Below are 20264 nucleotides of genomic sequence, written 5' to 3'. Positions count from 1 at the left end.
CGTCCGCTGTTTCAGCCGCGCAGCGATGATTCCCGCACCACCAGCTTCACCGGGATGCTCTGGCTCTCCACCGGCTGCCGGCTGATCGAGGCCAGCAGCCGTTCCACCAGCAGCTGCCCGGCCTGCTTGGTGTCCTGCTGCACGGTGGTCAATGCCGGCGATACAGATGCGGCCAGCGGGATGTCATCGAACCCGGTGACCGCCACGTCCTGCGGCACCCGCAGCCCGGCCTCGCGCAGTGCACGGATCGCACCGATGGCGATCAGGTCGCTGGCGGCGCAGATCGCATCGATCGGTTCGCCTCGCGCCAGCAGCGCCTGGCAAGCTTCCTGGCCGGACGCTTCGGTGGTGATGGCATCGTGCTGCAGGGCCGGTTCGGCATGCAGCCCGTGATCGCGCAGGGCTGCCACGTGACCACGATAGCGCTCCTCGAATTCCGGGTAATGGCTGGAGGCGTGGCCGAGGAAGGCAATGCGCCGACAGCCCTGCTGCAGAAGATGGTTGGTGATGTCGTGGCCGCCCTGGAAGTTGTCGCTGCCGATCGATACCCCGGGCTGGCCGGGCAGGGCCGCACCCCAGCGCACGAAGTGGGTGCCCTGTTCGACCAGCCGCTGCAGGCGGTCGCGCGATTCGTGGTAGTCGCCATAGCCCAGCAGGATGATGCCGTCGGCCTTGTTGCTGTCCTCGTAGTCGGCCTGCCAGTCGGTCGACAGCTGCTGGAACGACACCAGCAGATCCTGCCCGTGCAACGCGCAGGCGCGGGTGATCGAACCCAGCATCGAGTGGAAGAACGGGTTGATCAGCGAATCGTCGTTGGTCGGGTCCTCGAAGAACAGCAGGGCCAGCGTGCCGGCATTGCGCAGGCGCAGGCTGGAGGCGTTCTTGTCCACCTTGTAGTTCAGCTCGCGGGCGATGCGCAGGATGCGTTCGCGGGTCTCCGCATTGACCATCGGGCTGCCGCGCAGGGCCCGCGACACCGTCGGCTGGGAGACGCCGGCCAGATGGGCGATGTCCAGGGAGGTGGCTTTGCCTTTGATGGTCATGGGGGAAGCGCGCGAACGAGTGAGTAGATGCCCCGGCATGATGCCATGGGGGCGCCATCGCAGCGCCGGCCGTCACTGCGGCCGGCCGCGCCGGGAGCTCCGGCCCGGATGGCTAAGTCATTGCCTTACAAGGATTTCAGTAGGATCTTTCGGTGTCTTTCGTCGCTTCTGGCCGGGCACGGAGCGGCGGCAGTGCTAAGATGCGGTGTTCTTGCATTCCCCCAAATTCATCGGGGGCGGCCCAGTGTCCTGCACCCCCGGCCGGGGCTGTGCCATCACTGGTCGACTGCCCCTGGACAACGGACGAAGGTACCTATGGCGCGCGGCATCAATAAAGTCATCCTGGTCGGCAATCTCGGCAACGACCCGGACGTGAAGTACACCCAGAGCGGCATGGCGATCACCCGCATCAGCCTGGCCACCACCAGCGTCCGCAAGGACAAGGATGGCAACCAGCAGGAACGCACCGAATGGCACCGCGTGGTGTTCTTCGGCAAGCTCGGCGAGATCGCCGGCGAGTACCTGCGCAAGGGCAGCTCGGTCTACGTCGAAGGCAGCCTGCGTTACGACAAGTACACCGGCCAGGACGGCGTGGAGAAGTACTCCACCGATATCGTCGCCGATGAGATGCAGATGCTGGGCGGCCGCGGTGAAGGCGGTGGTGGCGGTGGCGGCAACTACGGCGGTGATCGTCCGCAGCGCCAGCAGGCACCGCGCCAGGAGTACGGCGGTGGTGGCCAGCGTGGTGGACAGGGCGGTGGCTATGGCAACCAGGGCGGCAACCAGGGTGGCGGTTACGGCAACCAGGGCGGCAACCCGCGCCCGCAGCCGCAGCAGTCGGCGCCGCCGATGGACGATTTTGCTGACGACGATATTCCGTTCTAGAGGATACCTTCTAATATCTGTTAACAAGGGCCCTTGGCGCATTTGCCAAGGGCCTTTTTTTGTTGTTAACGTTTTCCGACGGCTGCCGATTTCCTGGCTTACCGACTACCTTTCGGAAACGTCAACATGGCCGCAGGCTATAGGGTGAAAACAGTTCGGTTTGAGTCTGGAGAGCGACTTCCGATGCTTCTGTGCAAGGAGTCGGGATCCCCCCTCTGGCATCCAAACCTATTTCTGGTTACCGAGCTCCGGGCAGCTGGCCTGGCCGCTAACACGCTCGAGCACGCGGCCCGGGCTGTGATGATTGCCCATCAAGTGTTTCGTCATCTCGGTATAGACATTCACGATCGAATCAATGACGGTCGGCTCTTTACCCTAGGAGAGGTGGAGCTGCTCACCAAGCTGGTTGGTTTGCGGCAAGATGAACTGGACGCTCTGAGCCAGATGGATGAGTCAGCCCGAGCAGTAGTGTCTAGGGTCGTAACACTGGAACAGGCCCGAATGCGCCCCACGGTGAAGGCGCCAGCACAGGTGAGCGCCAACACGAAGGGAACCCGTATGGCATACATTCGGGACTACATCTCTTGGCTGACAGCAGGTCGGCGCCTGAAGCTAGAAGTGGGACATCCTCACAGCCAGAGCTTGCTTGAGGCCACTCAAACATTCGTAGGCCTTGTCAATGCCAGAATGCCCAGCCGCCAGTCCGCGCAGGCTAGCCGTCAGGGGGTAGACGCGGAAGTCCGTGCACGAATCCTCGAGGTCATTGATCCCGACAGTGCGGACAACCCATGGAAAAACAGGCACGTCAGGGTTCGTAACCAACTCATCTTCCTCTGGCTACTCCTTCTGGGCGTTCGCAACGGCGAGCTGCTTGCTACCTACGCCAGTGACGTCAACATTCGGGCAGGGGAAGTGACGATCGTTCGGCGGCCCGGCAATCCAGAAGAGCCGCGAAACAGCGCGCCGCTTGTTAAAACGCGAGGTCGCTTACTTGCACTAGGTCCTGATCTGGCGGAGTTGATCAAAGGTTACATTATGGGAGAACGAGCAAAGATCAAAGGTGCGCGCCGCCATCCCTATCTCTTCGTGGCGACGGGAACAGGCCAGCCGCTGTCAAAGCCGGCGCTCAACAAACTATTCAGGGAGCTGCGTAGCAAGGTCCCCGGTCTTCCTGATGACCTCTCCCCACATGTATTGAGGCACACCTGGAACGACGACTTCTCTGATCTCATGGATAGCCGAGGTGTGGCTGCAGAAGACGAAGAAAGAATGCGGACCCAGACGATGGGCTGGTCGCCCAGGTCGAAGATGGCTTCGCACTACACGAAAAGGCACGTGCAGCGAAAAAGCAATGAAGCGTCGCTGGAGATGCAAGCCAAGTCCTTTAGCCGCCCAGTGAGGAGGAGCAGGTGAAGCATGACCCCGGATATCAGGAAGAAGCTAGCGAGGCGCGTGCACTCACTGTATGGGTAGGCAGTCGCACTAAGTCGGGCATCGAGTTCGATCCAAGCGCCGATATCTGGGCATACCGCGATGGTGTCAATAGCATCCATTTAGACTTCAATCAGCTGAAAAACGCTTCGCCAGTGCTGCGTAATGGCGCCAAGTCCGTATTGACGTGGTATGCAGAGAATCGCTCTCCCGATCATCTAAAGAATATGTTTCAAAGGCTACAGCACTTCCTGCGTGCTACGCCTAAGGAAATTCCCAGCATCACAGCCGTAGATTTGCTGAACTACCGTGCAGGCCTCCATCAGTCGACGGAATGGTACTTGGGGTCCTTCGCGGGGCTTCTCCGCAAATGGTTCCAGCTGGGCTACCCAGGGGTCGGTGAAGACGTAGATTTGCTTCTCAAACAATTGCGGCTCAAGGGCAATGACAAGGGTGTGTCTATACTTACATGGGATCCACATGATGGTCCTTTTACCCATGTCGAAGAAGAAGCGCTGCAATCAGCGCTCAATCAAGCATATGCAAAAGGTGATGTGTCTACAGCAGATTTCACCCTTGCGTGGCTTTTCATCCTATTGGGTCAGCGTAGCAAGCAGTACGCGTCCTTAAAGGTCTGCGATGTTAGGGTGGAAACAGATGCTGATGGGATGCTGAAGTATTCCATTCAGATGCCAAGCGCTAAGAAAGGTGCGAAGTTTTCGCGTGCTCAGTTCGTAGAGCGCCCGCTTGTCGAGCAGTTTGGTGAGCATGTCAGTTCGTACGCTGAGAGCGTTCGCGCACGCTTCTGTTCGATCCTAGACGATGCAGGGCAAGCCCCTCTGTTTCCCTCCGTGCGCTCGAAGGCGGGCGCCCAGGGATTTGAATTCCATCGGACTGCCGTCATGATTGGCCGGACGATTACGACCGTTCTCGAAGGCCTGTCAGTGGTCTCCGAGCGCACGGGTAAGGCGATGAGCATTAGCGGTGTCCGATTCAGGAGAACGATCGGAACGCGAGCTGGTGAAGAGGGGTACAGTCCTTTGGTCATCGCCCGACTTCTCGATCACACAGACACCCAGAATGTTGGCGTTTACTCGGCCAGTTCGCCTGCAATCATCGATCGCATTGATCGTGCCATTGCTATGGAGATGGCTCCCTTGGCCCAAGCGTTCGCGGGAACGCTTGTGGAGGGATTGGGCGAGAATACGTCGAAGCGCGTAATCGATCTGCGTATTGATCGAAGCGGTTCCCCTATGGGCGATTGTGGAACACACGGATTCTGCGGATTCAATGCTCCGATCGCCTGTTACACCTGCTCCAGCTTCGAGGCTTGGATGGATGGGCCACATGAGGCGGTACTACAGCACCTGCTTGACCAGCGTGAAAAGCAACTCAGGGATTCTGATAAGCGCATCGCTTCCATCAACGACCGAACCATATTCGCAGTTGCGGCCGTGATAGAGGAATGTCGCCAGGCTAAGGTGCGTCGTTGCTCACTCGGTGGAGCTAGAACCTGTGGCTAAAGTAGTTCTTTTTCAGCCGCGTAGTGAGCTAAATGCCGAGGGGAATGTCTCTGCGTTTATTGCTCTGTGCCGGAATGAGTTGACCATCTTTGGTGCCGAGCTCGCCTTCGAGGATATGGCATGGGAGATCGCGGATTCTGTCAGGATCAAAGCTAGGCGAGGCGCGTTTCGCGCTATTTTTAGCTCATGGGATTCAGTTAACGAGCGTGTGCCACGCCCGATGCCCGAGCCCTTTGGTTCGTTCGCCAAGTCCTACCTTCGATATCAGCATGGTATGCGCCCAACGAAGTGTGTAGGGTTTCGGCTCGCCTCCCTGCGAGCGTTGGCAGCTGCACTGGAAGATCAAGGGGCTTCTAATGTTGCTTCAGTCACTGCGGCGACCTTCAATAGGGCGGCTTTACTCATCCGGGCTAAGTTCAGCCCATCTGCGGGCTATCGAGTCGGTTCGCAATTGGAGATGCTTGCTTCGTTCATTGATGACAACCGCTTAGCGGCGGTCCCATTGCGCTGGTTCAATTCCATACCTCGCCCGACGGAGGCGAACGGTAGGGTAGGAGACGAGTTTGAGGCTGCCCGGCAGGCTAAGCTTCCCAGCCCCCGCTCGTTGGAATGCCTGGCGCTGGCCTTTCGCGCAGCGAGCGAGCCTGCTGATCTGTTTATAACGTCGGCGGCGGGGATCATGTGCTCAGCCCCGGATCGGGTGAATGAGGTTTTGCTGCTTAGAGCGGAGCCTGAGGTCACAACAGCTCGTCCGGATGCGTCGCCGGCATATGGGCTGCGGTTCTGGCCTTCCAAGGGTGCAGACCCCATGGTCAAGTGGGTTGTCCCATCTATGAGTTCGGTCGTGCGCGAGGCCGTGAGAAGACTCAATGATCTATCAGCAGAGGCGCGTCGCGTGGCGCGCTGGTACGAACGTGATCCCAAGACGATGTTCCTCCCATCACATCTCGAGCATCTGCGCGGCTGTGACTTGTCAATTGCAGAGCTCGGCGAAGTCCTTTTTGCAGAATCGGTGTCGCCCGCGAGCACTAGGGCGTGGTGCTTGGGTAATGGCGTGCCTGTCGAGAAGCGTCGCGGCAGAATCGTAGTCAAGTTCTCGGATGTTGAGGCCTCTGTCATCAGCTTCCTGCCCAGAGGATTCCCATGGTTGGACATCGATTCTGATCTGCGGTACAGCGAAGCGCTTTGCGTAGTTCGGCGTAATGAGTTGCATCGGACCAAGCGGACGCTACGTTGCGTCATCGAGGCGCCAGATCAGAGCTTTATCTCTACTGGTCTTGGTGGTCGTACAGAGCACGGATTTAAGTCCGTCTTCGATCATCTGGGCTACTTCGATTCAGACGGATCTCCAATCGTCATTCGTACTCACCAATTCAGACACTATCTGAATACCTTGGCTCAGGCCGGTGGCATGAGTGAACTCGACATCGCAAAGTGGTCGGGTCGGAATGACGTTCGTCAGAATGACTCATACAACCATGTCTCTGATCGCGATGTTCAGGCGCGGCTTGTGGGGCTGCGGCAGGAAAGGCAACGCGAGTCGGTGACTGAACTGGCGGCTGAGCCGCGGCCGCAGGTCCGGGTTAGCCTAATTCCTCGAGAGAAGTTCACGGAAATGGGCATCCAAGCCGCCCACACAACCGATTTCGGAGTCTGCGTGCACGACTTCGTCATGTCGCCCTGCGCCCTGCACCGTGACTGTACGAATTGCAACGAGCAGGTGTGTATCAAGGGCGACGAAATCGGTGATGCAAATACGCGTGCCAAACTTGCCGAAACCAGTAGTCTTTTAGCTGAGGCAGAAGCTGCGGACGCTGAAGGGATATATGGCGCGTCGCGTTGGGTTGAACATCAAAGGCTGACGCTATCAAGACTGTCGGAGCTTGTTGCAATTCTGGACGATCCGCAAGTTCCACCAGGTGCGCTAATCCGCTTGACTCACATTCGTCCGGCCTCTCGGGTTCGGCAGGCAGTGGATGCCCGCCGGTTGTTGGATCAACGTGACAAAGAGCAGGTGCCAATGGAATGGGCGATCGAAGTGCGAGGGACCACTTCATGAGAAGGGCAAAGAATCTCAGTGATGAAGATATCGCTAGAATTGTCGGAATTCTTGACGGCTGGTCAGGTCGTTTGACTTGGCAATCTCTGCTGGATGCGGTGGAGCGGCACCTCTTTACGCGGTATACGCGGCAAGCGTTGCATAAGCACACTCGGATTCAGCAAGCCTTCGAACAGCGTAAGGCGGGGTTAGCCGCAAAAAGGGGGCATCTGCGGAAGGTCGAGGCTGTCCCTGAAATGCAGATTGCTATGGACCGAATTCTACGGCTGGAGGCGGAGCTAGAACGCGTCTATCGCGAGAATAACTGCCTACTGGAGCAGTTCGTAAGATGGTCGTACAACGCGAGCCTGCGAGGCCTAGATGCTGACTACCTGAACTCTCCCTTGCCATCGGTGAGAGGGACCGATTCTGGCGGTCGGCCACCTGGCAGTATTGGGTACTCTCCCTCCAAAAAGAGCTAACCTGGCCTCAACGAATACCAATTACTCGGACCCATGCGAGGTTCCAGATTTGGACCAGCTGCGGATGAACTGTTCTTGCTCATTCGTCTCGATTGCTCCGGGCCTGACCTGACGAACCATGTGCATGGCTTGTTCTGCAGATTTAGCGGCTCCAGTGTCCAGTAGCAATAGGCAGGCTACGGTTCCCGCTCGTCCCAGGCCGCCCTTGCAGTGCACCACAGCTCGACCCCCACACAGTATTTTCTCGCAGAGTGCAGGCCCCACCTTTCGCCATTCATCAAGAAAGGCATCCGCCGGGCCTGCACCATCTACGATCGGTAGGCCAAACCATCGGAGACCTAAGGCTATTGCTCGTTCGGGTAGTGCAGCGATCCTGAGTTCATCGAATTCCCATGGCTCAAGTAGGGACACTAGGTAGGTCGCCCCCCACTCACGAATTGTGCGCAGATCCAGTTCTAAGTCTCGATTCCACGCGCCGGTCATAGCGGACTCTTGATACTTGCCAGGAGCGAACGTTATGCCTATTGCCCCGTCGCTAGTGCCGACGTTGAGCGTGGCAATATGTAGAGGGTGGGTATGGCTGGTTCTAAACACCTTCTAAACCTCATTGCGAGGAGTGAGCAAGCAACGACCTATGCGCTGGTCGACGCTTGTGCTGTGGATTTCGAGTTGGTGTAACGACCCTCCTACATTATTCAGATGGGCCGCGCTAACGCTAAAGATGATCTTCTTTTCGCCTAGATTCAAGAAGTACCAGTAGGCTCACGGGGAGCCGATAGCAGCGTACCAGGAGGCTCACGCCGAGCCAGCAGCTGCGTACCAGTAGGCTCACGGAATAGACAGTGACCGGTTGCGCGCGCAAAGTACAATCGTGTGCTAAAGGCAGAGGTAGCATATGAAGCCGACCGTGCTGGCGTTGGATCTAGAAGGAACACTGATATCCAATGCGATCAGTCAGATTCCAAGGCCTGGTCTCCACAGGTTCCTTTTAGACGTCCAATCGCAGTTCAATCAGTTGGTGATGTTCACTACCGTGCCGGAGGATCGCTTTCGCGCCATCGCTGAACTACTTGGCCGCGAAGGAAGTGCTCCTATCTGGTTTGCGAGTCTCAACTACGTTCAATGGGCGGGGAAGACCAAGGACCTGCGGCTCGTCGAGCCGCGCCTTGGGAAAGCGTTGCTACTCGATGACCATGGACCGTATGTCCATCCGGGACAGGAGCACTTGTGGGTTCAGATTCCGCTTTTTGCATCCCCATATCCTCCAGGCGATGATGGGCTCTTGATTGCGTCTCGACGTTTAATTGAACGAGTCAACGCAGCAACAGCTCCGCCAAGGTCCTCTTGAGAAGCGGCGACCGCTGATGCGCGAGCCTATGGCGATTCCGCTCGGGGGCGGCGCTCAGTCCCTGACGCCAGTTCCGCAGATCCTGCGATGCGCTGCTGTGGAGCGGGAGGCGCTAGCCGCTCAATGGCTTAGTGCGGGCGAGGTCGCCGCCGGACTCGGCTTGCCGGTGAGCACCGGTAGCTGTCGCGTAGGTCAGTTGCGGCGCACCGGCTGCTTGCTAGGTGTCTACATCGCGAACCCCGTATCCAGCTATCGCTACCCGACTTGGCAGTTTGATGCCAATGGCCAACCACCTGACCATCTTGCCGAAATCTTGATGACGTTGCGCGGTGATAGGAGGTTCGCGTGCGAGCCGGACGGGCTGCGTCGAAGCACCGGTTGGGGCGAGGTCGAGTGGCTGCTGTCTCCCCACGCGCTGCTCGATGGTGCCGCTCCAGCGGAGGTCCTAGTCAGCGACTCGGCCAGTGTGCTGAAGGCAGCGCGTGCCGAGTTCTTGGCCGACGGCTGATTATTTAGGTGAATTGGTCGGCTCTAGTCACGCGGCTTTGAGAAGAAGCGACGCTCCTTGCACGTCTAAGCTCAACCCTGCAATCACCGGTTGCTGTGTGCTGCTAGTCCCGACCATGCATATAGCCTCGCAATTTGCATTCCCTTGACTACCACTTTGGTCGATGGCTATGGGGAGCGGTGAAAAACAGGTTCACGGCCACTGGCCGCGCGAGGATATGAATAGATGCATTGTGTAGCGCGACTGCATCGCTTCGTCGGGAAGCTCAATCTTCTCCTGGTAGCAAATTGAGCGGGCATATGCGATCTGCGCTTTAGTAGGCCTTTTGATGTCCCAGTCGAGCATCTCGGGTACCAGTCTGGAGAACTCGGCAGCTAGGCGCTTGGACAGCAAACCGGCATCCGCGCCCTCTTGGATCTTTGCAATCTGGCGCCGCAGATCTTGTTCCGACTCTTGGCTCAGGGAAAGCTCCAAGGTGAACTCGGACACAGCATCCACTAAAAAGAAGCTCATAGTCTTCCCTCGGCCAAGTTACGAAGAATGCACTGGCCTCTAGGAGGCCCGGATCATCAAGATGCTACCGTAAGTACTGTAGACCAAAAGTACTACGGAATTAAAGCTTAGGGGGTGATTACTCCCAAGCACCAGCTAGCCCTTGGCGCCGCCGTGAAGGCGAGACGAACGGCGCTGGGGTTCTCCCAGGAGGACTTCGCAGACAAACTGGGCATGCACCGGACCCAGCTTGGTCACATTGAGCAAGGAAAGAAGGACTGCAGGTTATCCACTGTGATCAGACTCGCAGATGCGCTCGGTCTATCAGCGTCGAACCTGCTTCGAGGGGCGGATCTTTAACGACTGCAGTTCTTAGGTTGCGCGGCGGCCCCTTTGGGCCGGGCTAGGCTCAGGCTGTGACGCTGACAACGGCAATGTCGCCCAGGGTCCGCGTCCTCGACCTTGCGCAAAATGCGGCTGGGACGGGGGATACGGAGCTCGTCCGCGAGTGACTTATCCACGGCGCGGCCTCAGCTGCTCACGACATGCTCGGTCGATTGCTGGTGTGTAGGTTGTACCTCATCCGGGCCTCCTGACGCTTGGTTCAGCAGACGCGGAAGGCGAGGCATGAACATGGCGGAACTCATCTGGCGTGCAGATGCTCTCCATGCGATCTGAGGTACAGCTTGGCGACCCTGGGCGGATGCCACTTCCCCTTCGCCACGCGCTTTTGCACGAAGACACGATAGGCCTCGGCGGTGGGAGGAGACTTCCGCTTGTGTCTGCGTTGGTTACATGACCAGCACGCGGCAGCGATGTTGCCGGCCACGTCCCTACCGCCATCTTGCTGAGCCACCAAATGCTCGGCGGTGCAGCGGAGCGGAGTGGCGGTTCTGGCGCTGAGGCCGAACGGCTTTAGTTCGTCGGGTGAGGTGTTCCACATCGGTAGGCTGCAATAGCAGCAGCGGCCCTTCTGGGCGTGGAAAGCGTGGGTTCTCAAGCATTGGAGTTTGGGCATGCTTAGGTCTCAAAAAGACAGGAAAAACTATCCCGTCGTCGCGTGTGCGATCGGATCGGGAACCTGTTGCCTTGAGCTAAGCAGGCAATGCGCCGGTGGGAATCCCCGCGCGGCAAGCGAGTTATCGCGCGCCAGGGGGTTGGCTGTCAAGATGGGGCCATGACTATCCTTGACGGAAACAACGATCTGTTCGATACCTCGGTAAACATGCATCCGCCACGGGCCAGCGGGGAGGCGACCGATGCCTGAGGGCGGCGCGGCACAAGACGCGTTGTCGGTTTGGCTGGAGGAGCCGAGCGTGCAGCGGGCACTGGAGTGGGCCGACCACGTGCGGTGTTGGAACGAGGAACAACTCCACGGGCTGGTTCTGCATGGGCCGGAGCCAAACCACATGGCGGTCGTAGCGTTCGCGGTGGTGCATGAACACCAATCGTCAGTCATGCTCCTCATCAAGCACGGGCTGTTGGGCTCTGCTACAGCGTTGATGCGGCCATCTTTTGAAGCGTTTGTGCGCGGGCTGTGGCTGCAATGGCCGATGATCAGGAGTTGGCGCGGTTTCAGAAGGGCCATGACACTGCAGCCCCAGAGAAGATGATCCGCAGGGTGGTCCAGCGTTCCGGTGAAAAGCGCTACGCGGATTTGTTGGATACCTGGGAGCAGTCGCAGAAGACAATGCACGGCTACGTCCACCATGGCTACCAGTCCTTGATCCGTCGCTCCCGCGTAATCGAAACTTCTCCTGACGAGGTGGTGGATTTGTTGGGATTCAGCACGTCAATGGCTCTCCATTCTCGAAACCGTTGAACTGGCCGGAAAGCGGGTCCCAGAGGAAGAGGTGGCTGCCCGACATCAGTGGGTTGCAGAGAAGCAACTGGAGATCGTCGCTATGCTGCGATCGATGGGGCTGGTTCAGGCGTTGGGCGAAGCGGTGCCCGCTCCTCCGACCACACTAGCCAATTGAGACTTGCCAATCGAGCAGGGGTATTCCCGTGGTTGCCCGCAAATGGGCACTAGACGGTTAGAGAATTAGGGCTTTCTACGGGCAGGGTCCATGTCGTCCCGTGGCGGGAAATGGAGGGCTGGCTGCGCGGGAGTCCCTTAGCTTGCCAGCGAAGCTATGCCCGCTTAGGATCTAGTTGTACTAGATTGAGAACCCTAGACGCGACGCTTTGTGGGTGAAGGCGTGGCCGGCCCCTAGGTCGACCAGGGGGCATTTGCGGCAGAGTTGCCGTTCCTTATAGGAGCTCGGGGGAAAGATGGATCTGTTTACAAAGAACGGCAAGCCTCTGCAGGTGAATGGGGAATTTGTTTACAGCCGCTCAGGCGCAGTTGTAGGTCGCATCAAAGGCGAGCGTGTTTTTGGCCCCGATGGAAAGTATGTGGGCTCTATTGTTAACGACCGCCTGATATACCGATCTACTCAAAGCGCAGCAATTAGTTCGCCGTTTTCCCAGGCGCGCCGTGCTGGCACTGCTAGGGCGAACAGGGTGGGTTCGGCCGCTTGGGGCGATGAGCCGACCATTCCCGACTAAGGTTGCTTTCCATGCACTTGCCGTTCAACGGGAAGTTCTAGCGGACGACGCTCAGGAATGGGATGGGGTTTCAGAACGATGGGCGTCCGCTCTAGTTCCGATGCGGCAGCGATTAAGCGAGATTCGGGGGATCTATCGAGGGCGGATCGATGCCGCTTTGGGTCGGAAGCAGGCGTCTTCCCGGTCATCAATTTCTCGCGGGTTCCAGGTCCTCAGCCGAACAGAAATGTCGCTATCCATGATGGCCAACCAAATCATCTTCGCTGCTATTGGTGACATGAGGGCGTCTTCCCTGGCGCCTTAAGTATCTGCCTAATAGCGGCACATCGCTAACTTCCAGTCAAAAGGTGCCTCAATGCCAGACGCAGGTCCAGTCATTCCGGTCTCCGGAGGCATCACACTTCGATTTCTAGAGTTGTGCCAGTTCCGCCGCCTCGGCAAGGTTCAACTGGACGTCAACAAGAAGACCACTATTCTGGTCGGAGCGAACAACAGCGGGAAGACCTCGGTACTCACCGCTCTCCGTCACTTCCTTGCAGAAAGTTCGTCCTTTGGCTCTTTTGACATCAGCCTCTCGCAATGGCCAACACTGCGAGCTCTTGGAAAAGTATGGGAAGCCCTACCGGAAGACCCCTTAACCGTGCCAGGTGACGAGGAGCAGTGGAAGCAGCAGCTTCAAGCTCTTCTCTCGACCATGCCAACGCTGGACCTTTGGTTCGATGCCGAGGCGGGCATGTACCACTACGTCGCACCGTTCCTTTCCAAGTTCAGCTGGAAGGGTGGTGCAGTGGGTATCCGGCTTCGCTTGGAACCAGCGTCAACCGTTGAAGAGCTAAAGCAACTTGCCTGGATATACCGCACGGCGCGCGGGCCCGTGAAGGAAATGGGTGCTGACTCGTTGGCTTGGCCCATAGACCTTTTGGACTTTTGGCTCCGTGAACCTTCGAAACTCGGCCAGGTTCGTGCATATAAACTCGATGCAGAGAACAACCCAATAACCGGCTTCAAGACCTACGCCAGCCAGGCGCTTGCTGAAAATGCCAGCCGCATTGATCGGAAGCATCTGTCCAAGGTCATCCGAGTAGACTTTGTTGCCGCTCAGCGTGGGCTGGGCAGTGAAGAGGCTGAGTCACGGTCGGCATCCGGGCCGCATCGAGTTGGCATGTTCTCCAACCAACTCCTCAAGTTTGCCCGTCAGCACTTGAACGTCGCCAGTACAGGGCATGGTCACCGCGCGGACCTCGTCAAAGCGGTGGCAGAGGCGCAAAGAGACCTTGACAAGAAGATTCACGAGGCCATTGCCGATTCGGTTGAGGAGGTGAAGCAGCTAGGCTATCCGGGTCTGCATGATCCCCAGGAAATTCGTTTTCGCACGCGCATCCAGACGGCTGACCTGCTAGACCATGGAACTGCGGTGCAGTACAGCATGCAGAAGGAGTCGCTTGAAGAACTCCTTCCTGAACACTCCATCGGACTCGGCTACCAGAACCTCCAGTCCCTCAGTTATCAGTTGGTGTCATTCAAAGCTGCTAGGCTAAAGCCCGACAAAGGATCTCCTGCGCCCGTTCACCTTGTGATGATTGAAGAGCCTGAGGCGCACCTTCATGTCCAAGTGCAGCGTATCTTTCCCGACAAGGCACACAAGCTCATAAGCCCGACGGGAGCAGACGCCTCAGCGCTCAAGAGCCAGTTGCTGATCAGCACCCACTCGAGCCATCTCGCGCACGCTGAGGACTTTGACCGCCTCCGGTATGTACGCCGCGTTGCAAAGAGCGCGGCAAGCCCAATGCCAACCACTGAAGTAGTCAATCTCGGGCAGGTCTTTGGTGATGACAAGAAGACACGTCAGTTCGCAGAGCGATACTTCCGTGTCCAACACACCGACCTGCTATTCGCCAATGCGGCCATCTTCGTGGAAGGCGTTGCTGAGCGCATGCTCATCCCTCTTTTCATGGAGCGAGATTTCAAGGAGCTGAACAGTCGATATGTGTCCTTCCTTGATATCGGAGGGAGTCATGCCCACCGACTCAAGCCACTCGTCGAGAAGCTGCGGATCCCTACTGTCATCATCACCGACGTCGACCCTTGCGAGGAACAGGACGGCAAGCCCAAGAAGAACGGCGAGCCAACCAAGAGGCTGGTCGCGGTCGCAAACACCGGTCAAGCTGGTCTCCATTGCGGCAATCCGACGCTCCGTGGGTGGCACCCAAGGCTTCAGATGCTCGATGATTTGAAGAATCCGACCGACGCTCAGTTGGTATGGGGTGAGGCCGCAGCGGGCCTCGTGCGATTCGCTTGGCAGCTGCCAGTTGCAGAAGCTAACGGCAGCTGGCCCAGCTCCTTTGAAGATTCCCTCGTTCTTACAAACATGCCTTGGTTCAAGGCGCTCATGGAAGGCAAAGCCGATGATGATGGCGTTGAGATTGAGCCACCGACTGGCGCGCTTGGATCTGTGGCAAGAGCCGCGGCCGAAGCTGGAAGCGTTGCAGAGATGGTCAAGGCACTCCATACGGTAATGCATGGCTCGCTACGAAAGGGCGAGTTTGCTGCAAGCATCTTCGAGCGGCTTTCTTCTGATGAACCAGTTGTCTGCCCGAAGTACATCGCCGATGCCCTGGCTTGGCTGCAGGCGCAGCTTGAGCCCAGCAAGGAACCGATGACATGAGCGCGCTAGCCGTCCCTGGCAACAACGAGCGTGATGACGGGGTTGTCGATGAAATCTGCGGCTATCTCACTGAGGAGCCGCCTCGCAGCTACTTCCTCTTTGCCGGCGCGGGGTCCGGAAAGACGCGCACATTGGTCGAGGTGCTGCGTCGAATGACCGGCGTTGTGGAGCATGAAAAAGGGGGGCGACTCGCCCGACGACTGAAGATCTATGGCCGTTCGATACGCGTGGTCACATACACAAAGAACGCTGTCGCGGTCATCAAAAGTCGCCTTGGAGACAACGACTTGGTGGATGTCTCCACAATTCACGCGTTCTGTTGGGAACTCATTAGCGGATTCAACGACGACATCCGAGAAGCCCTCGTCGCCATCAAGCAGGCTCAGCTGGAAAAGGAAACTGCGGAGGCGGTTGCCAAGCCTAGAGGGATCACTGCAGCGAAGCAGCGGGACTTGGATGAGATAAAGGCGGACATCGAGGCATTTCGGCTGACGGATGTGTTCATCTACAACCCGGACCGCGAGACGCATGGTGCCGGCGCGCTCGCCCACAAACATGTGCTGGACGCGACGGCGTGGCTGCTGCAGCACAAGTCTACGCTGCAGACCATTCTGAAGGACCGCCACCCCATCATTCTTATCGATGAGTCTCAAGACACCATGAAGGGTATCTTGGACGCCTTGATGAGCTTCGCGGAGCCAAGGGGTTTCGGCCTCACTCTGGGACTGCTTGGCGACCATCGGCAGCGCATATACACGGATGGTCACTCGGATCTTCCGAGTCTAGTCCCAGTGAGCTGGGCGACGCCAGAGCTGAAAATGAATCATCGCAGTCAACGTCGAATCGTCACGCTCATCAACAGAATATGGGAGGCAGAGATCGATGGCAGAACGCAGCCTGCCAACGGCGTCGAGCAGCATCCGCGAACTGAAAAGGCCGGCGGAGTGGTCCGACTCTTTGTTGGCGACACATCGCTCTCGCCGGAGGAGAAGGTTGCAAGCGAGCGGTGGTGCGCAGACCAGATGCGGCAAGCCAGCGGTTCCGATGCTTGGAGCCAAGGTCACTATCAGCTGCTCGCTCTAGAGCACAAGCTTGTCGCAACTCGCGGCGGGTTCCTCGACGCGTACAGTGCAATGGTTCTGATCGACCCAAATTCGGCCGCGCCTACGGGAAGCGGCGAGAACAAGGGGCCTACTGCTGTGCAGGTGCTTTTGAATGAGCTTGCGCAGTTGGAGGCCTGTGTTGGCCCCGATGGTGCCATAGACGAGCTTATGGCCACCGAAGTCCTTCGCTGCTTCGGTCGTCTCGATAACATGCCAGAACAAGCGGCCGAGCGTGCTAGGCGTTCCGACGAGATGCTTCGAGCCATTTCCGCCTTTGCTACTGCCTGTCAGAATCCTGGCGCCACTGTTGAACAAGTTCTCACGCCGATACTGGGCGCGAATCTGTTCGAGGTCGATCATCGACTTCTAGATGCATTTTCCGACAAGTCTCCTGCTCCACCTGCTCCGGCCAGAGGAGAGGAGGAGTCCAAGAAGGACCGCATACGTCGGGGGTGGTGTGCGCTGTTCGACAGTCCTTGGAGTCAGTTGCAGAAGTATCGCACCTACCTCGCTGGAAATTCTGTGCTTGCCACCCACCAGGTGGTCAAAGGCTCGGAGTTTGCTCACGTTATGGTTGTGATGGACGATAAGCTGGCTGGTGGCAACCAAATTTCATACGACAAGATTTTTGGAGGGGTCCAGCTCAGTAAATCGGACTGGGACAATGTTGGGAAAGGAAAGGAAACGACCATCGATCGTACCTTGCGCCTCCTATATGTCACCTGCAGTCGTGCTAAGGAGTCGTTGGCCCTCGTCCTATGGTCCTCCGCCCCTTCAGTCGCGCTGAACAGAGTCACTGCGAGCGATTGGTTCTCGGAGGGTGAGTTTCTAGCGATTCCGTGGCCCATCACAAAGTCGCATTCGTGAAATAAAAACTGCAAACTACTGTTGGGATTCATAGGGGGGCGTTCGGTGAGCAAGGGCTCAAAAGTTCCATCAATCTCAGAACTCTACCTCGCATTTCGCCAAGCGAAATCTGCGCTCTTCTTTGAGAAGCGCGGGGTTGGCCTTGTCGAGCTCGCGGCCTACGAAGAGAGTCTGCCTGACAACCTGAAATCGCTTCAGGCAAAGCTGTCTAATGGCAAGTGGTTCGATAAACTTCAGGTTGGCGAGGTGTGGATAGTGCCGAAGCGCTTCCATGCCAGTCCAGACGGCTCTGGTGGGCTCATACGCATCGGGGCAAGTCGTGAGGATGGCGCTGCTAAACCGATTGAGGTGCAGCTGCGAATAACCCCACATCCGGACTTCGCAATCGCCGAAGTTCTCTATTTGTGGCGGTTTGGTGGCCTTCTGGATTCACTCCTCTCAAGTGACGTATTGGGCTATAGGCTAGATCTTCGTCAGGGGGCGGTTATTCCCCATCGTCGCTGGCTGTTTGAATACTGGCCGAAACGTTATCAGCAATTCCGTTCAGCTCCGCTCAGTGCGGCAAAGTTCAATCTTGAGCTTGGTGATCAGACGCTAATCGTTAGCGGTGATCTTGCGAATTTCTATGAGACTATCGATCCCTCTTTCATGTTGGATCGCTCACTAATTGCGGAGCTGGTGAGTGCTGGGGCAGATGAATCTTTCATAGACGAATATCGGCATGCTACGGTGTCGTTACTTGGTGCGTACGCTAAGTTTTATAAAGTGGCGTCAGCGCGTGCAGCGACACCTATCCGTATAGGTGTTCCGATAGGGGCGTTGACGAGCAGGCTGATAGCTAACCTGGCTCTTGCGCCGCTCGATAGTCATGTCGCATCTCGCCCTGGTGTGATTTGCTACAAGAGATATGTGGATGATTTGGTAATCGTTGCCGATGCGGATGGTGAGCGAGATTTGGCTGATACGATTCGGCGGTTTCTGCCGCTCAATTCGAACGTCGATCCGAGCGGTACCGGTGTTTTTAGGCTGGATTCGGAAGCGCTTAATCGGCGAGGTTCGGAGTTCGAGCTTCAGGAAAGAAAGGTTCGTGCGCACCACTTGGCGGGTGTTCCTGGTGCGGACTTCGTAGACGCTGTCGCATCAGATTTTGCTAAGGCATTGAGCGAGCGGCGCGCCTTTGTAGATTCATCTACTTTGGTGGGGGACGGTGTTAGTCACCTCATTCGTGCGGGCAACGTGGAAGGCTCTCCCTTGCGAGTTCTCCGGGAGGCTGACCGCGCTCGGCTCGAACGTTTTGCGTTATCCACGAGTCTGCGTTCGCTTGAGCGTGTATCAAGTCTTATCGATCACAGTGAAGCTCGAGATCTTGTAAGAACAAGCCTAGAGCGAGTAGGGCGGGTGCTTGATGCTGAGGACAGCTGGGTAAACGACCTAGACGTGACCTTGCGACTTCTCAAACTCGCAATCTGTACCGGTGATTGGAAATCTGCTAAGGAACTTCGTAAGCGCACCGATCGCGTATGGGGAAGTGTGGATGCTCTGAAAGTGACAACGAGCAAGCTCTACTACCGAGGTAACGAAATCGATTCCAGTCGCCGTGCTCCGTGGACGTGGCTTCGCAACTACCTTCATGAGCGTCGACTGGAGGCGATCTGCTCCTGTCTACCAATTGGTATGGATGCCAAAGCTATCGCCAGTCGCTTCCCTGGCGGCCTAAGGGTTAGGACAGTGGAAGTGAAGGCGACAGTACTTCGCCGGCGTGCTGAGCAGCTTGCTTCAGCTGACCTCCGTTCGCGGGACCGAGAAGACGATGCGCTTCCAAGTCAAAATTCTACTGACGTCGACCGCCAATGGCTCCGCTCGGGGCTTTCAAGGAACAAGGAGTTGGCAACTCGACTGCAGGCCATAGACGAATACATTGCCAAGTGTGAAGGCGTTGGTGATCCATCCTGGATAATGCCCGCCGCTCGCTTGTTCCTTTGTACACGCCCACCATCGTATTTCGACATTGCACGGCGCTGGCTTTTTCGTGTAGAAGACCTGGGGTTTGATGAATCTACTTTCGATGATCTCATTCGAATAGTTAACGCAGTTCGCGGTACGGAATACAAAGATGCCGTCGGTACTGTCCTTGACCGCAGTACGATATCAATTGAGCGGCCCTCTGCTGGACGGCCACTAGAGGCTGGCGCCGTGCCAATGGAGCCGCGGATAATACTGGGTAATCTCGTTGTTGATGACGCCGCATGGATCGGGGCAGCTACCCGTACCCGTGGCAGCCCGTACGGCGCCGCTCGGCATACAAAGAGCAGACTTCAGGGGCTGACCGATGTCTTGGAGAAGGCGGCGGCAGCATCTAGAAGCAAGGCTGTTGAGTTACTCGTTCTGCCGGAGCTCTCCTTGCCTCGGAAATGGTTTCGTACTGTCGCGAATCATGTCGTAAAGGCCGGTCATTATGGATTGGTTGTCGGTCTCGAATACATCCATCATGGGACGCATACGCAGCCATATGTCGCAAATCAAGTTTTCGCGGTCCTTCCGGGGCCCTTCTTCTCCGTCGCGGCGTGGCCATGGACAAAGCGGCTTCCAGCAAGAGAAGAGGCGGCCATGCTCTTAAAGCAGAAAACGCCTGTTTCATTTGCGCCTCCGCATGTGAGTTCGCTGCCTAGGACCGTAATACACTCCGCTTGGGGTGCCTTCTCTGTGCTTATTTGCAGTGAACTTATCGAGGCGCGCCGAGTTGCTGATCTGCTCGGTCGTGCACAGATGGTGCTCTGCCCAGCTTGGAACCCCGATACTTCCTCATATGATCATCTTATTCAATCTGTTGGCTTCCAGCTTCACAATGTCATTGCGATTGCGAATAATGGACATTACTCAGATTGTCGTGCTTGGGCCCCAAGAACAGTTCGCTGGGAGCGGGACCTTTGTCGGCTTATCGAGCGCGATGTGAACGATGTCGTCTGTTTTGATGTGCCGTTGACGAGCCTGCTCGCGTTCCAGGGGGGGGATAAGCAGGCCGTGGATCGATTCGCGCGTCTGCGTTCCGCGCTGGCTAAGCGAGACTTTGTCGGAGCGCGTCGGGCTCTTGAAAAGCTTTCAGACGAAGCTGCGGGAGCGTGGCGTCCATTGCCGCCGGACTGGAGCTAGTTCATGTTCTAGCAGGAAGTGAATTGATCCTGGCTTTGTGGGTGGTCGTTAGCCTTTCAGTGTGCGCTTCCTTTTCGCCTTTAAGTCCATAATCACGTCCGTCGATGCCTCGGTTCCTGTCTGCGAGATGACAATCTAACCCTGGTCGACTCGCTCTAAGCTGCCTAGTGTTCTGCTGA

17 protein-coding genes are annotated in these 20264 nt (G+C 57.3%); 13 read left to right on the top strand and 4 right to left on the bottom strand.

All coding sequences use genetic code 11. The features are described 5' to 3' along the window. Positions 1-11: 11 nt before the first annotated feature. Positions 12-1043 (bottom strand): LacI family DNA-binding transcriptional regulator, encoded by a 1032-nt coding sequence (locus AC5P5M_RS12895; protein ID WP_495206000.1) that lies wholly within the window; start codon positions 1041-1043, stop codon positions 12-14. 315 nt (positions 1044-1358) lie between these two features. On the opposite strand from AC5P5M_RS12895, the gene AC5P5M_RS12890 reads away from it, so the two are divergent. The 4 genes from AC5P5M_RS12890 to AC5P5M_RS12875 all read left to right on the top strand — a co-directional run bounded on the left by AC5P5M_RS12890 (position 1359) and on the right by AC5P5M_RS12875 (position 6941). Then, positions 1359-1928, top strand: a complete 570-nt coding sequence (locus AC5P5M_RS12890) for a single-stranded DNA-binding protein (protein ID WP_262219195.1) — start codon at positions 1359-1361, stop codon at positions 1926-1928. 126 nt (positions 1929-2054) lie between these two features. Then, complete coding sequence (locus AC5P5M_RS12885; RefSeq protein WP_495205999.1) at positions 2055-3341, top strand: tyrosine-type recombinase/integrase; 1287 nt, start codon at positions 2055-2057, stop codon at positions 3339-3341. Beyond that, positions 3338-4882 (top strand): site-specific integrase, encoded by a 1545-nt coding sequence (locus tag AC5P5M_RS12880; RefSeq protein WP_495205998.1) that lies wholly within the window; start codon positions 3338-3340, stop codon positions 4880-4882. The genes AC5P5M_RS12885 and AC5P5M_RS12880 overlap by 4 nt, the downstream gene beginning before the upstream one ends. Continuing rightward, entirely contained in the window at positions 4875-6941 is a 2067-nt protein-coding gene (locus AC5P5M_RS12875; protein ID WP_495205997.1) for an integrase, read from the top strand. The genes AC5P5M_RS12880 and AC5P5M_RS12875 overlap by 8 nt, the downstream gene beginning before the upstream one ends. Before the next feature lie 482 nt (positions 6942-7423). On the opposite strand, the gene AC5P5M_RS12870 is transcribed toward AC5P5M_RS12875, so the two are convergent. After that, positions 7424-7885, bottom strand: a complete 462-nt coding sequence (locus tag AC5P5M_RS12870) for a phosphatase domain-containing protein (protein ID WP_227852003.1) — start codon at positions 7883-7885, stop codon at positions 7424-7426. A gap of 412 nt (positions 7886-8297) precedes the next feature. Here AC5P5M_RS12870 and AC5P5M_RS12865 point away from each other — a divergent pair, with 412 nt between their 5' ends. Both AC5P5M_RS12865 and AC5P5M_RS12860 read left to right on the top strand, forming a co-directional pair. Further along, the gene (locus AC5P5M_RS12865; protein WP_080052356.1) at positions 8298-8750 is read left to right on the top strand and encodes an NIF family HAD-type phosphatase; all 453 of its coding nucleotides are present in this window, start codon (positions 8298-8300) and stop codon (positions 8748-8750) included. A 28-nt stretch (positions 8751-8778) separates the two neighbouring features. Next, positions 8779-9258, top strand: coding sequence for a hypothetical protein (locus AC5P5M_RS12860; protein WP_050550425.1), 480 nt, complete (start codon positions 8779-8781; stop codon positions 9256-9258). A gap of 192 nt (positions 9259-9450) precedes the next feature. Here AC5P5M_RS12860 and AC5P5M_RS12855 read toward each other — a convergent pair whose 3' ends face one another. Beyond that, positions 9451-9771: a hypothetical protein gene (locus AC5P5M_RS12855; protein WP_005408469.1), complete on the bottom strand. Its 321-nt coding sequence runs from the start codon at positions 9769-9771 to the stop codon at positions 9451-9453. 114 nt (positions 9772-9885) lie between these two features. On the opposite strand from AC5P5M_RS12855, the gene AC5P5M_RS12850 reads away from it, so the two are divergent. Continuing rightward, the gene (locus tag AC5P5M_RS12850; RefSeq protein WP_197589375.1) at positions 9886-10110 is read left to right on the top strand and encodes a helix-turn-helix domain-containing protein; all 225 of its coding nucleotides are present in this window, start codon (positions 9886-9888) and stop codon (positions 10108-10110) included. 283 nt (positions 10111-10393) lie between these two features. Here the strand turns inward: AC5P5M_RS12850 and AC5P5M_RS12845 are convergent, their stop codons facing one another. Continuing rightward, positions 10394-10693 carry an HNH endonuclease gene (locus AC5P5M_RS12845; RefSeq protein ID WP_232282017.1) on the bottom strand — a complete coding sequence of 100 codons (300 nt, stop codon included), beginning with the start codon at positions 10691-10693 and terminating at the stop codon, positions 10394-10396. 316 nt (positions 10694-11009) lie between these two features. Here AC5P5M_RS12845 and AC5P5M_RS12840 point away from each other — a divergent pair, with 316 nt between their 5' ends. The 6 genes from AC5P5M_RS12840 to AC5P5M_RS12815 all read left to right on the top strand — a co-directional run bounded on the left by AC5P5M_RS12840 (position 11010) and on the right by AC5P5M_RS12815 (position 20085). After that, positions 11010-11363: a DUF6988 family protein gene (locus AC5P5M_RS12840; protein ID WP_495205996.1), complete on the top strand. Its 354-nt coding sequence runs from the start codon at positions 11010-11012 to the stop codon at positions 11361-11363. Then, positions 11297-11572, top strand: a complete 276-nt coding sequence (locus AC5P5M_RS12835) for a hypothetical protein (protein WP_136638403.1) — start codon at positions 11297-11299, stop codon at positions 11570-11572. The genes AC5P5M_RS12840 and AC5P5M_RS12835 overlap by 67 nt, the downstream gene beginning before the upstream one ends. Positions 11573-12024: 452 nt before the next feature. Beyond that, positions 12025-12300 (top strand): hypothetical protein, encoded by a 276-nt coding sequence (locus AC5P5M_RS12830; RefSeq protein ID WP_080052358.1) that lies wholly within the window; start codon positions 12025-12027, stop codon positions 12298-12300. Between the two features lie 355 nt (positions 12301-12655). Next, positions 12656-14965, top strand: coding sequence for an AAA family ATPase (locus AC5P5M_RS12825; RefSeq protein ID WP_005408471.1), 2310 nt, complete (start codon positions 12656-12658; stop codon positions 14963-14965). Then, positions 14962-16935 carry a UvrD-helicase domain-containing protein gene (locus AC5P5M_RS12820; RefSeq protein ID WP_495205995.1) on the top strand — a complete coding sequence of 658 codons (1974 nt, stop codon included), beginning with the start codon at positions 14962-14964 and terminating at the stop codon, positions 16933-16935. The genes AC5P5M_RS12825 and AC5P5M_RS12820 overlap by 4 nt, the downstream gene beginning before the upstream one ends. Before the next feature lie 45 nt (positions 16936-16980). Next, entirely contained in the window at positions 16981-20085 is a 3105-nt protein-coding gene (locus tag AC5P5M_RS12815; protein WP_495205994.1) for an RNA-directed DNA polymerase, read from the top strand. Positions 20086-20264: the final 179 nt, after the last annotated feature.

It is taken from the genome of Stenotrophomonas sp. YJH_SMC_106-19 (genome assembly GCF_059368375.1).
This window is presented reverse-complemented; position numbering and strand designations above follow the sequence as displayed.